This window comes from Pseudomonas sp. 9Ag (assembly GCF_902506445.1).
GTDB lineage: Bacteria > Pseudomonadota > Gammaproteobacteria > Pseudomonadales > Pseudomonadaceae > Stutzerimonas > Stutzerimonas stutzeri_AB.
Window position 1 is genome coordinate 290817 of record NZ_LR733836.1, and the last position, 15494, is coordinate 306310.

The window sequence follows — 15494 nt, forward strand, 5'->3', positions numbered from 1 at the left end:
GTATCAGCCGTTTGTCGTGGATTCGCCTCTCAGGTTGCGTCTCAGCTTAGCGAGGCCCTGCGAATCGCCGCACTGCGCAGTTAGACTGTGCGCACTTCAGGAGTACCCGATGAACTACCGCCACGCTTTCCACGCCGGCAATCACGCCGACGTCTTCAAACACCTCGTGTTGTCCCGTCTGTTCGCCATGCTGGCTCGCAAGGAGGCGCCGTTCGCCTACCTCGACAGCCACGCTGGCGTCGGCCTGTATGACCTCGCCGGCGACCAGGCCAGCCGCACCGGCGAATGGCTGCAGGGCATCGCCCGCCTGTGGCAGGCAGAGGATGTGCCGGCTATGGCGCAGGGCTATCTGGACGTGATTCGTGCGCTCAATCCCGACGGCACCCTGCGTTACTACCCCGGCTCACCGGAGCTGGCACGACAGCTGACGCGCCCGCAGGATCACCTGCAGCTCAACGAGAAGCACCCGGAAGACGGCCGCCTGCTGAAAGACAACATGACAGGCGACCGCCGCGTGGCGGTGCACCTGGGGGAGGGCTGGCACGTGCCACGCGCCTTGATGCCGACTGCCGAAAAACGCGTCGTCCTGCTGATCGATCCGCCTTTCGAGCAGGCCGACGAGCTGAGCCGCTGCGTGACAGCGCTGAAAGAAGCGCTGGGGCGTATGCGCCAGACCATCGGCGTGATCTGGTATCCAATCAAGGATGAGCGTCAGCTCAAGCGCTTCTATCAGGACCTGTCACGCAGCGGCGCACCCAAGCTGCTGCGTGCTGAGCTGTTCGTCCATCCCACCGACGAGGCGCTGCGACTGAACGGCTCCGGCCTTGCGATCAGCAATCCGCCGTGGGGGCTGGAAGAGGAACTGCGCGAGCTGCTGCCCTGGCTGGCCAAGCTGCTAGGCCAGAGCGAGGGCGGCTGGCGGCTTGATTGGCTGATCGAAGAGGCCTGATGCGGCGTGATCCACCCTACGAAACGGTGTCTGTAGGGTGGGCTTCAGCCCATCGGAGGAGCGCCCCGAGCGTCGTAGGATGCGCCAGTCGCTCGGTGATCAAGGCTGCAGCTAGAACAGCTTTAGCGGCTCTTCCTGCAGCGCCGACATCTGCTCACGGAGGATCAGCACCTGATCACCCCAGTAGCGTTCGGTGCCGAACCAGGGAAAGCTCATCGGGAAAGCCGGATCATCCCAGCGGCGCGCCAGCCAGGCGCTGTAATGCATCAGGCGAAGCGCGCGCAAGGCTTCGATCAGCGGCAGTTCGCGTGGGGCGAAGTCGTGGAATTCGCTGTAGCCATCCACCAGTTCAGACAGCTGCCCGAGGCGTTCGTGACGCTCGCCGGCCAGCATCATCCAGATGTCCTGCACCGACGGCCCCATGCGGCAATCGTCCAGATCGACCAGGTGAAACGCATCGTCACGGGCGAGGATGTTGCCGGGGTGGCAGTCGCCATGCAGGCGGATCGGCTGAAACTCGGTGCGGGCGAAGACATCGTCGACGCGCTTCAGCAGGTCGCGCGCCACCGACTCGTAAGCCGGTAGCAGACTCTTGGGCACAAAATCCCCTTCAAGCAGCGTCGCCAGCGACTCATGGCCGAAATGCTGGGCGTTCAGCGTTTCCCTGTGTTCGAACGGGCGGCTGGCGCTGACCGCGTGCATGCGACCCAGCAGCTGGCCGAGGCGGTAGAGCTGATCCAGATTGCCCGGCTCCGGGGCGCGGCCGCCGCGGCGCGGAAACAGCGCAAAGCGAAAACCAGCATGCTCGAACAGGGTTTTGCCATCACGCTCGAATGGTGCCACGACCGGAATCTCCCGATCAGCCAGTTCCTTGGAGAACTGATGCTCTTCGAGAATGGCCTCGTTGCTCCAACGGCCTGGGCGATAAAACTTCGCCACGATGGGTGTTTCGTCCTCGATGCCCACTTGATAGACGCGGTTTTCGTAGCTGTTCAATGCCAGTACGCGGGCGTCGCTGATAAAGCCGGTGCTTTCCACCGCATCGAGCACAAGGTCAGGCGTAAGCGTGTCGAAGGGGTGGCTCATAGTCGGCTCCGCAGGCGGGCAACCAGTGTATTGCACTGGTGTGTTTACACAACCGCGCAGTGCCTTGCTACTCGCCAGGCTTCGGTGTTCGCGCCAGGCAATAGACATCCACACGTGCCGCGCCAGCGCGCTTGAGCAGGCGGGCCAGTGCCTCGGCGGTTGCGCCCGTGGTAAGCACATCGTCGATGATCGCCAGATGACGGCCAGTCAGGCTCCGGTCGTCACTCAGAGCAAACGCCTGGCGCAGGTTTCGGCGCCGACTCGCCGCATCGAGCTGCTGTTGCGACTGGGTGTCTTGGACTCGCTGCAGAATCTTCGTATCGACCGGGATCACCAATGCAGTGCTCAGCCAGTCGGCGATCATATTCGCTTGATTGAAGCCGCGTTGACGCAAGCGTTTGCGGGCCAGGGGCACCGGCAGCAAGGCGTCGGGACGCGGTAAACCCTCATCGAACGCATGCTGCAAATGACGTGAGAGCTGCTCTGCCAGCAGTCGGCCGAGTGGCCACTGGGATTGGTGTTTGAAGCGGGTGATCAGGGCGTCTACCGGAAAGGCGAAGCGCCACGGCACGCTGACCTGGTCGAACGCGGGCGGTCGCTTCAGACATTCGCCGCAGATCAGTCCGGAGGTCGGCAATGGCAAGGCGCAACGGGAGCAGTGCTCGCGCAGCCAGGGAAGCTCGGCTTCGCAGGGACCGCAAACCGATTGACCGGTTTCACAGCGCTCATCACACAGCGCGCAGCAATGCTCAATAGTTAACCAGTTGTAAACCATGATTCCTTTCCTGGTTGACAGCGCCTCGGCCTTGGCTAACCATTTCGCATCCGTGCCTGGCCACCGAGCCGCCATTCATTACAAGGATTACTCATGAGCGCCACTGCCGCTTCCGTTACCCGTCACGACTGGAGCCTCGCTGAAGTCAAGGCGCTCTTCGAACAACCCTTCAATGACCTGATCTTCCAGGCTCAGGGCGTGCACCGCCAGCACTTCGATGCCAACCGCGTCCAGGTTTCGACATTGCTGTCGATCAAAACCGGCGCCTGTCCGGAAGACTGCAAGTACTGCCCGCAGTCAGGCCACTACAACACCGGCCTCGATAAAGAAAAGCTGATGGAAGTGCAGAAGGTCCTGGAAGCGGCTGCCGAAGCCAAGGCCATCGGCTCGACGCGCTTCTGCATGGGTGCAGCCTGGAAGCATCCGTCCGCGAAGGACATGCCTTACGTCCTGAAAATGGTTGAAGGCGTGAAAGCCCTGGGGCTGGAAACCTGCATGACGCTCGGCAAGCTCGATCAGGAGCAAACCAAGGCACTGGCTGCCGCGGGTCTGGACTACTACAACCACAACCTCGATACCTCGGCGGAGTTCTACGGCAACATCATCACCACCCGCACCTATGCCGACCGTCTGGAGACGCTGAGCTACGTACGCGAGTCGGGAATGAAGATCTGCTCAGGCGGCATCCTCGGGATGGGCGAGTCGCTGAACGACCGCGCTGGCCTGCTGATTCAACTGGCCAACCTGCCCGAGCATCCCGAGTCGGTGCCGATCAACATGCTGGTGAAGGTCAAGGGCACGCCGCTGGCCGAGGAGCAGGACGTCGATCCCTTCGACTTCATTCGTATGCTTGCCGTGGCGCGGATCATGATGCCGAAATCCCACGTGCGGCTGTCCGCCGGTCGCGAGCAGATGAACGAGCAGATGCAGGCCCTGGCCTTCCTCGCCGGCGCCAACTCGATTTTCTATGGCGAGAAGTTGCTGACCACCGGTAACCCGCAGGCCGACAAGGACATGCTGCTGTTCAAGCGTCTGGGCATTCAGCCCGAAGCGCGCGAAGAGCACGACGACGAAGTGCATCAGGCTGCCATCGAGCAGGCGCTGGTCGAGCAACGTGACAGCAAGCTGTTTTACGACGCCGCGTCGGCCTGAGTAGCGCCAACGAAAAGTACGACCCCTGTAGCCGCGAAGCTCCCGATGCATCGGCGCGGCTACAGGTTCGCCAGCAAGCTGGCTCCTACAGAAGCCCTCTGCCATGCCGTTCGATCTTGCTTCACGTCTCGCCGAGCGCCGCGCCGCCCATCTCTATCGCCATCGCCCGTTGCTGGAAACACCGCAGCAGCCGGAGGTGACGGTCGATGGCGAACCGTTGTTGGCGTTCTGCTCCAACGACTATCTCGGGCTGGCCAGCCACCCTGATGTGATCCGCGCTATGCAGCAGGGCGCCGAGCGCTGGGGCGTGGGCGGCGGTGCTTCGCATCTGGTCATGGGGCACAGCACACCGCATCACCAGCTCGAAGAGGCGCTGGCCGAGTTCACCGGTCGACCGCGGGCGCTGCTGTTCTCCACCGGTTATATGGCCAACCTCGCAGCCGTCACCGCGCTGGTGGGGCAGGGCGATACGGTGCTGGAGGACCGGATCAATCATGCGTCGCTGCTCGACGCCGGCTTGCTCAGCGGCGCGCGCTTCTCCCGTTACCTGCACAACGATGCGGACAGCCTGGCCAAGCGCCTGGGCAAGGCCACCGGCGACACGCTGGTGGTCACTGACGGTGTATTCAGCATGGACGGTGATCTGGCTGACCTGCCCGTGATCTGCGCGACTGCGAACGCCAAGAATGCGTGGGTCATGGTGGACGACGCCCACGGCTTCGGCCCGTTGGGCAAGACCGGCGGCGGCATTGTCGAGCATTTCGGCCTGGGCATTGATGACGTGCCAGTGCTGGTCGGCACGCTCGGCAAGGCCTTCGGCACCGCTGGGGCCTTCGTAGCGGGCAGCGAGGACCTGATCGAAACGCTGATCCAGTTTGCACGTCCCTACATCTACACCACTAGCCAGCCGCCTGCGGTGGCCTGCGCCACGCTGAAAAGTCTGGAGCTGTTGCGCAGCGAGGGCTGGCGTCGAGATCATCTGAACGGCTTGATTGCACGATTCCGCCAGGGCGCCGCCGAGATCGGCCTGACCTTGATGGACAGCCCGACGCCAATCCAGCCGATTCTCATCGGTAGCAGCGAGCGGGCCCTGAAGCTTTCGGCGGCGTTGCGCGAGCGCGGGATTCTGGTCGGTGCCATTCGCCCGCCAACCGTGCCTGCCGGCAGTGCTCGGCTGCGGGTGACCTTCAGCGCGTCGCATAGCGAAGCGCAGGTGGAACGACTCTTGGATATCCTGGCCGAATGCTGGAATCGAATGGCCGAGGAGCCTGAAGCAAATGCCTGATCAGCTGTTTTTGCTGCCCGGATGGGCGTTTGGCCCGGCTGCGTTGCAGCCTTTGTGCGAGGCTTTGTCAGAGCTTGCGCCGGATCTCGATGTAATCATCGAGCCCTTGCCGGAGCTTGCCGAGGCCGGTGCCTGGCTGGATGAACTCGACCGCCGTGTACCCGATGACAGCTGGTTGGCCGGTTGGTCGTTGGGCGGGATGCTGGCGTCGCAGCTCGCAGCGCGGCGCGTGAATTCCTGCCGTGGGCTGGTCACCATCGCCAGCAACCCGTGCTTCCGCGCTCGACCACAATGGCCCGAGGGCATGGCGCCGGATATTTTTGACGCCTTTCAAGAGGCGTTCCGGCTTGATCCCGAGGAAACACTGAAACGTTTCCGTCTGCTCTGCAGTCGCGGTGGCTACGATCCGCGAACGCTGGCCCGTCAGCTGGAGGTCAGCCAGTCCGATTCAGCGCCGGCTGTGCTCGATGCAGGCTTGCAGTTGCTCGCTGAGCTGGACGGACGCGGCGCGTTGCACGGCTATTTCGGACCGCAATTGCACCTGTTCGCCGGTGGCGACGCGTTGGTGCCCTCGACGGCCTGTGACGCACTTCGACGCTGGATGCCGGGGATCGAAGCCGAACTGATCGCGTCGACCAGTCATGCCCTGCCGCTGGAGCGGCCGGATGACGTGGCGGCAACCATCGCGGCATTCATCAAGGGCAGAGCGAAATGACGGATGCGGCCACGGCACCGACGTTGGAGACGGAAAGCGCCCTGCCTGACAAACGTCAGGTCGCGGCGTCATTCTCCCGCGCTGCGTCCAGCTATGACGCCGTGGCCGAGCTGCAGCGCACGGTCGGTAACACGCTGATCGAGCGTTTGCCATGCTCAACGGCGCCGGCGCGCTGGCTCGACCTGGGATGTGGCACCGGCTATTTCTCTCGAAGCCTTGCGAGCCGTTTCCCTGTTGGCGAGGGCATCGCGCTGGATATTGCCGAAGGCATGCTGCGCCACGCCCGACCTCAGGGCGGAGCGAGCCGTTTCATCGCTGGCGATGCCGAATGCTTGCCGCTGCGTGATGCGTCGGTGGATCTGATCTTTTCGAGCTTGGCACTTCAGTGGTGTGAAGACTTCTCCGCCGTAGTCGGCGAGGCGAAGCGGGTGCTGCGTCCTGGTGGTGTGTTCGCCTTCAGCAGTCTGTGCAGTGGCACGCTGCAAGAGTTACGCGACAGCTGGCAGGCGGTGGACGGTTTTGCTCATGTGAATCGCTTTCGTTCGTTCGGCGCGTACCAGCATCACTGCACTCACAGTGGTTTGCAGCTGGAGCGGTTGGAGGTCGAGCCGGAGGTGCTGCATTTCGCCGAGCTGCGGCAGCTGACCCACGAACTCAAAGCGCTCGGCGCACATAATCTGAACCCTGGCCGTCCGGGCGGGCTGACCGGTCGCGCACGTATTCGTGCGCTGATCGATGCCTACGAGCGGTTCCGTACGCCGAGCGGGCTCCCAGCGACCTATCAGGTTGTGTATGGCGTGTTGCGCAAGGAAATGACATGACCGTGGCTTATTTCGTCACAGGCACAGACACCGAGGTCGGCAAGACCACCATCGCTGCCGGGCTTCTACATGCGGCGCGGCTGGCCGGTCTCAGTACCGCGGCGGCGAAGCCTGTGGCATCCGGTTGCGAAATCACGGCCAACGGCCTGCGCAACAGCGACGCGCTGGCGCTGCTCGGTGAGTGCACACTGCCGCTGCGCTACGAACAGGTCAATCCCATGGCCTTCGAGCCGGCGATAGCGCCGCACCTGGCCGCTCGCGAGGCTGGTGTCGAACTGACTGTCGCGGCGCTGGCCGAGCCGGTTCGTCGAGTGTTGGCGTTGCACGCTCAGTTCTCTCTGGTGGAAGGCGCAGGTGGTTGGCGCGTTCCGCTGGCAGGAGACGAAATACTTTCCGATCTCGCCATAGCGCTCAGCCTCCCGGTCATCCTCGTGGTCGGCGTGCGCCTTGGCTGTATCAACCATGCGCTGCTCAGCGCCGAGGCCATCGAGCGAGATGGACTTAGGCTGGCAGGCTGGGTCGCCAACATCGTCGATCCTGCCACCTCACGGTTGCAGGAAAATCTCGCGACCTTGGAGCAGCGCCTTGAGGCATCATGCCTCGGCCGGGTGCCGCGCTTGGCGACTGCAAGCCCGGCCGAGGTTGCGCGCTACCTCGACCTGTCAGCGCTCCGGCTCATGCCGTCCAGGGCGTGAACACGCGTTTGTTATAGCGACGTGGAACTGGCGTCAGCGGAGCGGCTCTGGTATCAATGATAGCTATGTGATCTCAGAGGGGTTGAATCATGCAGATCAACAACAGCCTTTTATCTGCCGGCCTTGGCGCGTACCAAGCCGGACAGCAGCGAGTTGACCAGGCCAGTGGCGTCGTGGCTGATCGCACACTGCCGGCTGCTCAAACCTCTCAGGCCGTGGCTGACACGGTCGAGCTGACCGAGCAACTGGTTCAGATGAAAGTGGGTGAGCATCAAGCCAAAGCCGGCGTCCGCCTTCTGCAGACTGCCGACGAAGTACTCGGCACCTTGGTCAACACCAAAGCCTGACCTGCGCCGGCCTGTCTGGCCGGCCGTCTCGCCCGATCTCGGGCACCGTTACCCCTGTCTATGGTTATTCAGATGCCGACGAATGGCGTCATGGGCACTGCTTGACATCGTTCAGGCCTAAACGTATGTTTCAAACGCCTGTTTGACCTGCCGGGGCGATGCCGGATGGTCCAATCAAATCAAGCGTGGCTGATCTGTCGGCCACCTGAATCAAGAACCCACCGCTGAGGTTTACGATATGCCTGACTACAAGGCCCCCTTGCGCGATATCCGCTTTGTACGTGACGAATTGCTCGGCTACGAAGCGCACTACCAAAGCCTTCCGGGTTGTGAAGACGCCACCCCGGACATGGTCAACGCCATCCTTGATGAAGGCGCCAAGTTCTGTGAGCAGGTGATTGCACCCCTCAACCGAGTAGGCGACACCGAAGGTTGTACCTGGAGCGAGAGCGGCGTGAAGACGCCCACCGGCTTCAAAGAGGCTTATCAGCAGTTCGTGGAAGGCGGCTGGCCGAGCCTCGCCCATGATGTCGAGCACGGTGGTCAGGGCTTGCCTGAATCGCTGGGCATGGCCATCAGCGAAATGGTCGGCGAAGCCAACTGGTCTTGGGGCATGTACCCCGGCCTGTCTCATGGCGCCATGAACACCCTGCACGAGCACGGCACGCCCGAGCAGCAGCAGGCCTATCTGACCAAGCTGGTGTCCGGCGAGTGGACCGGCACTATGTGCCTGACCGAGCCGCATTGCGGCACCGACCTGGGCATGCTGCGCACCAAGGCCGAGCCTCAGGCTGACGGCAGCTACAAGGTTTCAGGCACCAAGATCTTCATTTCTGCTGGCGAACACGACATGGCCGACAACATCGTCCATATCGTTCTGGCTCGCCTGCCCGATGCGCCGCAAGGCACCAAGGGTATTTCGCTGTTCATCGTGCCGAAGTTCCTGCCGAACGCCGAAGGCGGCGTAGGCGAGCGCAATGGTGTGTCCTGTGGCTCGCTCGAGCACAAGATGGGCATCCACGGTAATGCTACTTGCGTGATGAACTTCGACGCTGCCACCGGCTTCCTGATCGGCCCGCCGAACAAGGGCCTGAACTGCATGTTCACCTTCATGAACACGGCCCGCCTGGGTACTGCTCTGCAGGGCCTGGCTCACGCCGAGATCGGTTTCCAGGGTGGCATCAAGTATGCGCGTGAGCGCCTGCAGATGCGTTCGCTGACCGGCCCGAAAGCTCCTGAGAAAGCCGCTGACCCGATCATCGTGCATCCGGACGTACGCCGTATGCTGCTGACCATGAAGGCCTTCGCTGAAGGCAACCGTGCAATGCTTTACTTCGCTGCCAAGCAGGTGGATATCACCCAGCGCAGCAAGGATGAAGAGCAGCGCAAGGCTGCCGATGCAATGCTGGCGTTCCTGACGCCGATCGCCAAGGCTTTCATGACCGAAGTTGGCTTTGAAGCGGCCAACCATGGCGTGCAGATCTACGGTGGTCACGGCTTCATCGCCGAGTGGGGCATGGAGCAGAACGTTCGCGACAGCCGTATCTCCTGCCTGTACGAAGGTACCACCGGCATCCAGGCGCTCGACCTGCTGGGCCGCAAGGTGCTAATGACCCAGGGCGAGGCGCTGAAAGGCTTCACCAAGGTCGTGCACAAGTTCTGCCAGGCCAATGAGGGCAACGAGGCGGTCAAGCAGTTCGTCGAGCCGCTGGCCAAGCTGAACAAGGAGTGGGGCGACCTGACCATGAAGGTCGGCATGGCCGCGATGAAGAACCGCGAAGAAGTCGGTGCCGCTTCGGTGGACTACCTGATGTACTGCGGTTATGCCTGCCTGGCCTACTTCTGGGCCGACATGGCGCGCCTGGCTTCGGAAAAGATCGCAGCTGGCGAAGACGCGGATGGCTTCTACACCGCCAAGGTGCAGACGGCGCGTTTCTACTTCCAGCGCATCCTGCCGCGCACCCGCACCCACGTTGAAACCATGCTGTCCGGAGCTGACAACCTGATGGACATGGATGAAGCGCACTTCGAGCTGGCCTACTAAGGTCTCTCGCAAAAAAGAAACCGCTGCTACGGCAGCGGTTTTTTTTGTCTGTTTTTCGCTATGCAAGTCATTGTTGTTCACCTCGTGGGTGAACCTGTCATCAAGTGCAGGCAGAATGCCTGCTTTCCTCACGGGCGTTACCGGAACCGCCGTGCCTCGTCTGAGTCCAGCTCGCTTCAGTCATTTCTATGCACCCCTGACGTTATTGGCCGGAGGGCTTGTCGCTGCGCGTCAACCGACGCTGAATGAGTTCTTCACGTCGCTGTTCAATGTGCTGCCCACCGTGTTGCTGTTGCTAGGTGGGGCCTTCTGCATCGCCTATGCGCGGGTTCGGGAGACCTTTCTGCTGCTGACGGTTTATATCGTCTATTTCCTACTCGATACCCAGGTCGACCATTACCGGCTCACCGGCGCGCTTCTGCCAGAGGCTGCACTCACGTTCCACCTGTGCAGTCTTCTCTTGCCGGCGCTCTACGGTCTGTATGCCCTTTGGCAAGAGCGTGCACATCTGTTGCAGGACGGTCTGGCACGGCTCGCTGTCGTATTTGCCGTCTCGGTCCTGGCGCTGGCTTTGGCGCGGCGCTTCCCTGCGGGGGTGCTCGACTGGCTGACGGACGTTCGCTGGCCGTCATTGCAGGCTGACTGGCTGCAATTGATCCAGCTGGCCTATCCAGTATTTCTGATCGCCATACTCGGGGTGCTGGCGCAGTACCTGCGGCGGCCACGGCCAGTGCACGCGGCGCAGTTGATTGCGCTGATCGGCCTGCTCCTGATGCTGCCTCAGGTATTCAGTCGACCCGGTGCGCTCAACGTCTTGAGCAGCTTGATGATGCTGGTGCTGGTGGTCTCCATTGCCCAGGAGGCCTATCAAATGGCGTTTCGTGACGAGTTGACCGGCCTGCCTGGCCGTCGCGCCCTGAACGAACGGCTGCAGCGCCTGGGGCGTCACTATGTAATCGCCATGGCTGACGTCGATCGGTTCAAGGCCTTCAACGACACCCACGGACACGACGTGGGGGACGAAGTGCTGCGCCTCGTTGCGAGCCGGTTGCGCAAGGTCGGTGGCGGTGGTCGTGCCTATCGCTACGGGGGCGAAGAGTTTGCGCTGGTATTTCCTGGGCGTGAGCTGGCGCATTGCCTGCCGCATCTTGAAGCCGTGCGGCAGGCCGTCGAGAGCTATCCACTGCAGCTGCGCGACAAGTCCAGCCGGCCAAAGGATGCGGAGCAGGGGCGGCAGCGCCGCGGTGTCGCTTCGGCAGCCGCGGTCTCGGTGACCATCAGCATCGGCGTCGCCGAGCGCCTGATGACGCAGCGCAGCCCCGAGGAAGTCATCAAGAAGGCCGATCAGGCGCTTTATAGCGCCAAAGGTGCAGGGCGCAACTGCATCCGATCGCATGGAGAGAACCGCCGCGGTGCGATGCGTACGTTGAAAGAGGTGAGCGCCGACGGCTAGGGCGCAGCTGGAAAACAGCCGGTGTTGACGGTGCGATCGGTGGGGCAGCCGGCGGTTATGGCGGCGCATTCAGCGCCTGCAATGTGATGGCGAGCGGGTCGATCTGACAGTAGCGTGGCGGCATAACAATGCACTGTGCTGTTCTGGAGAACGATATGCCCGCTTACAAGGCTCCCCTGCGTGATATGCGCTTTTTGATCGACGAAGTGTTCGACTTTCATGGCAGCTACGCGGCCAACGGTGCAGAAGACGCGACGCCTGACACGGTCAGCGCCATCCTCGAAGAGGGCGCCAAGTTCTGCGAGCAGGTCCTTGCGCCACTTAACCGAAGCGGTGACGAGGAAGGCTGCCATTTCGACGACGGTGTGGTAGTGACCCCGAAGGGCTTCAAGGAAGCCTTTGCGCAGTATGCTGAAGGCGGCTGGATGGGCCTTGCCTCGGATCCTACCTATGGCGGTCAAGGTCTGCCTCACTCGCTGGGGCTGGTGGTCGGCGAGATGGTCGGCTCGGCGAATACCTCCTTTGGGATGTATCCGGGGCTGACCCATGGCGCCATGGCTGCGATAGCCGCCCACGGTACCGACCAGCAAAAACAGGCCTACCTGACGCGCATGACCGAGGGCCGCTGGACCGGCACCATGTGCCTCACCGAATCTCATTGCGGCACGGATCTGGGCATCATCAAGACCCGTGCGGTACCGCAGGCTGATGGCGGCTATGCGATCAGCGGCACGAAGATCTTCATCTCCGCCGGCGAGCACGACATGAGCGAGAACATCGTGCATCTGGTTCTGGCGAAACTCCCCGACGCCCCGGCCGGAACCAAGGGTATTTCACTGTTCATCGTGCCCAAGTTCCTGCCTGACGCGACCGGAGAAGCGGGCGAGCGCAACGCTGTCGCCTGTGGCTCCATCGAGCACAAGATGGGAATCAAGGCCTCGGCGACCTGCGTGATCAACTTTGATGGTGCCAAGGGTTTCCTCATCGGTGAGCCCAACAAGGGTCTCAACTGCATGTTCACCATGATGAATCATGCTCGGCTTGGCACCGGCATGCAGGGCTTGTGCAGTGGCGAGGCGAGCTTCCAAGGCGCCATCCAATACGCCAACGAGCGTTTGCAGATGCGCGCACTGACCGGGGCGAAGTTTCCCGAGAAGCCTGCCGACCCAATCATCGTGCACCCCGATGTGCGACGCATGCTGCTGACCATGAAGGCGTTCAACGAGGGCAACCGAGCCCTGGCCTACTTCACCGCGCAGTTGCTCGATCAAATACACAGCCCGGACGCCGACAAGCGCAAGGAAGCCGAGGATCTGCTCGCGTTTCTCACCCCTATCTGCAAGGCCTTCATGACCGACACGGGGTTGGAAGTGACCAATCTCGGCATGCAGATATTTGGCGGCCACGGGTACATTCGAGAGTGGGGCATGGAACAGCTGGTGCGGGATTGCCGCATCGCGCCGATCTACGAAGGTACCAACGGCATTCAGGCACTCGATCTGCTGGGCCGCAAGGTGCTCGGCAGCCAGGGCAAGCTGATGCTTGGTTTCACCAAGCAGGTACACAAGTTCTGCGAGGCTAACGCGCAGCATCCTCAGCTGCAGCAATACGTCACGCAGCTGGCTGGCCTGAATCGCGAGCTGGGCGAGATCACCACCCGAATCGGCATGGCCGCGATGAAGAACCCTGACGAAGTTGGCGCGGCCTCGGTCGACTACCTGATGTACTGCGGCTACCTGATTCTCGGCTACTTCTGGCTGCGCATGGCCGTAGTGGCACAGGGCCGGCTCGACGAGGCGGGCAGCGATGCGGCCTTCTATCAGTCGAAGCTGACCACTGCCGAGTTCTACTTTGCTCGCCTGCTGCCGCGCACCGCAGCCCACAAAGCAGCCATCGAGGCCGGTAGTGCCAGCCTGATGAAGCTGGCCGCTGACCAATTCGCTTTCTGATCCATCAGCAAACTCTTTAGCCCGCCTCGTGCGGGCTTTTTTATGGGCGATATCAGCTGGGCCTCGTGGATGGTGGGCGCACCAGCAAGTCTGCCTTAAGCGTCGAGATGGGAACCGGTCAGTCATTTAAAGACGCTTCGGGCGCCGATTGGTCTTCAGTTAGACTCGCGAAACTGCTGCGGCCAATCGGCCGGGTGACATGTTTTCTGCGAGGTCCTTTCCATGGCTGACTACAAAGCACCGCTGCGCGACATGCGTTTCGTCCTAAACGAAGTCTTCGACGCCCCGAAGCTCTGGCAGACGATGCCAGCGCTGGCGGAAGTCGTCGATGCGGAAACCGCCGAAGCCATCCTCGAGGAGGCGGGCAAGATCACTGCCAATTCCATTGCGCCCCTCAACCGCAGTGGTGATGAGGAAGGCTGCCGCTGGGTCGACGGCGCGGTAACCACCCCGGCGGGATACCCGGAGGCCTATCGCCTTTATGCTGAAGGCGGTTGGGTCGGTGTAGGCGGTGACCCAGCCTACGGCGGCATGGGTATGCCGAAAGCAATCTCGGCGCAGGTCGAGGAGATGATGAACTCGGCCAGCTTGGCGTTCGGTTTGTACCCCATGCTGACCTCCGGCGCCTGCCTGTCCATTTACGCCCATGCCAGCGAAGAGCTGAAGCAGAAGTACCTGCCGAACATGTATGCCGGTGTCTGGTCCGGCTCCATGTGCCTGACCGAGCCACACGCTGGTACCGATCTGGGCATCATTCGCACCAAGGCCGAGCCGCAGGCGGACGGATCGTACAAGGTCAGCGGCACCAAGATCTTCATCACCGGTGGTGAGCACGATCTCACCGAGAACATAATACACCTCGTACTGGCCAAGCTGCCCGATGCGCCGGCAGGTTCACGCGGTATCTCGTTGTTCCTGGTCCCCAAAGTGATGGTCAACGAAGACGGCAGCCTTGGTGAGCGCAACAGCCTCGGCTGCGGCTCGATCGAGCACAAGATGGGCATCCAGGCCTCGGCCACCTGCGTCATGAACTTTGACGGGGCCACCGGTTGGATGGTCGGCGAGCCGAACAAGGGCCTGGCAGCGATGTTCACCATGATGAACTATGAGCGTCTAGGCGTGGGTATCCAGGGATTGGCCACGGGCGAGCGTTCCTATCAGAGCGCCATTGAGTACGCGCGTGAGCGTATCCAAAGTCGCGCGCCGACTGGTCCGGTAGCGCAAGAAAAGGCCGCCGACCCAATCATCGTGCATCCGGACGTGCGCCGTATGCTGTTGACGATGAAAGCGCTGAATGAAGGTGGCCGCGCTTTTTCCAGTTACGTGGCGCTTCAACTGGACATCGCCAAGTTCAGCGATGACGTCGAAGCCCGCGAGCGTGCCGAGGCGCAGGTGGCTCTGCTAACGCCAGTTGCCAAGGCGTTCCTCACCGACATGGGGTTGGAGACCACTGTCCATGGTCAGCAGGTGTTTGGCGGCCACGGCTTCATTCGTGAGTGGGGGCAGGAGCAGCTGGTGCGCGACTGCAGGATCACCCAGATTTACGAAGGTACCAATGGTATCCAGGCGCTGGACCTGCTTGGACGTAAGGTTGTGGGCAGTGGTGGTGAGCTTTACAGCGCGTTTGCCGAAGAAATCCGCGGCTTCTGTGCAGCAGCGGGCAGTGAGCTTGAAGAGTTCACGGCCCCTCTGAAAGCAGCACTGGAGAACCTTGACGCGCTCACCGCCTCTGTCATCGACAGCGCGAAGCGCAATCCCAACGAGATCGGTGCGGCCTCGGTCGAATATCTGCATGTGTTCGGTTACACGGCTTACGCCTATATGTGGGCCCGGATGGCTGAAGCCGCACTGGGCAAAGAGGCCCAGGACGACTTCTATGCCAGCAAGCTAGGCACCGCGCGGTTCTATTTCGCACGACTGCTGCCTCGCATCCACTCGTTGAGCGCCACCGTACGGGCCGGCAGTGAATCGTTGTATTTGCTGGATGCTGCGCAGTTCTAAAAAAGCTTAATCCGTGAAGGCATATTGAAATTAATTGGCCATCTTTGGGGACAATGTGCCATTGCCTCAGTCATAGATCTGCTTCGCTTGTAGTCAATCGCTTACACGCAACGCCAAGAAAAGGTTTGTGTGTAAGTGAATGCTTACAAGTCGTGGTGCGAACTGCTACTACAGGTTTCTCTGACCGATCGGTAGTCTTTTCCGCCATGGACGCTGCGTAGG

The 15494-nt window shown here is 61.8% G+C and carries 13 protein-coding genes; 11 read left to right on the plus strand and 2 right to left on the minus strand.

Going from position 1 to position 15494, the window contains the following annotated elements:
* Window positions 1–109: 109 nt before the first annotated feature.
* Window positions 110–949 carry a 23S rRNA (adenine(2030)-N(6))-methyltransferase RlmJ gene (locus ALTERO38_RS01260; RefSeq protein WP_159966976.1) on the plus strand — a complete coding sequence of 280 codons (840 nt, stop codon included), beginning with the start codon at window positions 110–112 and terminating at the stop codon, window positions 947–949.
* Between the two features lie 111 nt (window positions 950–1060).
* On the opposite strand, the gene ALTERO38_RS01265 is transcribed toward ALTERO38_RS01260, so the two are convergent.
* Entirely contained in the window at window positions 1061–2035 is a 975-nt protein-coding gene (locus ALTERO38_RS01265; RefSeq protein ID WP_159966977.1) for a serine/threonine protein kinase, read from the minus strand.
* A 67-nt stretch (window positions 2036–2102) separates the two neighbouring features.
* Window positions 2103–2810, minus strand: a complete 708-nt coding sequence (locus ALTERO38_RS01270; RefSeq protein WP_159966978.1) for a ComF family protein — start codon at window positions 2808–2810, stop codon at window positions 2103–2105.
* Window positions 2811–2903: 93 nt separating this feature from the next.
* Between ALTERO38_RS01270 and bioB the strand changes: the two genes are divergently transcribed.
* From bioB to ALTERO38_RS01320, 10 genes are all read left to right on the plus strand, one after another.
* Entirely contained in the window at window positions 2904–3962 is a 1059-nt protein-coding gene (gene bioB / locus ALTERO38_RS01275; protein WP_159966979.1) for a biotin synthase BioB, read from the plus strand.
* Window positions 3963–4065: 103 nt separating this feature from the next.
* Window positions 4066–5247 carry an 8-amino-7-oxononanoate synthase gene (bioF, locus tag ALTERO38_RS01280; protein WP_159966980.1) on the plus strand — a complete coding sequence of 394 codons (1182 nt, stop codon included), beginning with the start codon at window positions 4066–4068 and terminating at the stop codon, window positions 5245–5247.
* Window positions 5240–5962 carry an alpha/beta fold hydrolase gene (locus ALTERO38_RS01285; RefSeq protein WP_159966981.1) on the plus strand — a complete coding sequence of 241 codons (723 nt, stop codon included), beginning with the start codon at window positions 5240–5242 and terminating at the stop codon, window positions 5960–5962. The genes bioF and ALTERO38_RS01285 overlap by 8 nt, the downstream gene beginning before the upstream one ends.
* Window positions 5959–6783 carry a malonyl-ACP O-methyltransferase BioC gene (gene bioC, locus ALTERO38_RS01290; protein ID WP_159966982.1) on the plus strand — a complete coding sequence of 275 codons (825 nt, stop codon included), beginning with the start codon at window positions 5959–5961 and terminating at the stop codon, window positions 6781–6783. Before ALTERO38_RS01285 ends, bioC begins: the two co-directional genes overlap by 4 nt.
* Complete coding sequence (bioD, locus tag ALTERO38_RS01295) at window positions 6780–7478, plus strand: dethiobiotin synthase (protein WP_159966983.1); 699 nt, start codon at window positions 6780–6782, stop codon at window positions 7476–7478. The genes bioC and bioD overlap by 4 nt, the downstream gene beginning before the upstream one ends.
* Before the next feature lie 89 nt (window positions 7479–7567).
* Window positions 7568–7825 carry a hypothetical protein gene (locus ALTERO38_RS01300; RefSeq protein WP_102837545.1) on the plus strand — a complete coding sequence of 86 codons (258 nt, stop codon included), beginning with the start codon at window positions 7568–7570 and terminating at the stop codon, window positions 7823–7825.
* Between the two features lie 238 nt (window positions 7826–8063).
* Entirely contained in the window at window positions 8064–9869 is a 1806-nt protein-coding gene (locus tag ALTERO38_RS01305; RefSeq protein WP_159966984.1) for a phenylacyl-CoA dehydrogenase, read from the plus strand.
* A 115-nt stretch (window positions 9870–9984) separates the two neighbouring features.
* Entirely contained in the window at window positions 9985–11322 is a 1338-nt protein-coding gene (locus tag ALTERO38_RS01310; protein ID WP_159966985.1) for a GGDEF domain-containing protein, read from the plus strand.
* Between the two features lie 155 nt (window positions 11323–11477).
* A complete protein-coding gene (locus ALTERO38_RS01315; protein WP_159966986.1) occupies window positions 11478–13271 on the plus strand; it encodes an acyl-CoA dehydrogenase C-terminal domain-containing protein in 1794 nt (597 codons plus the stop codon).
* Window positions 13272–13493: 222 nt separating this feature from the next.
* Entirely contained in the window at window positions 13494–15272 is a 1779-nt protein-coding gene (locus tag ALTERO38_RS01320) for an acyl-CoA dehydrogenase C-terminal domain-containing protein (RefSeq protein ID WP_159966987.1), read from the plus strand.
* The last annotated feature ends 222 nt before the right edge of the window (window positions 15273–15494 follow it).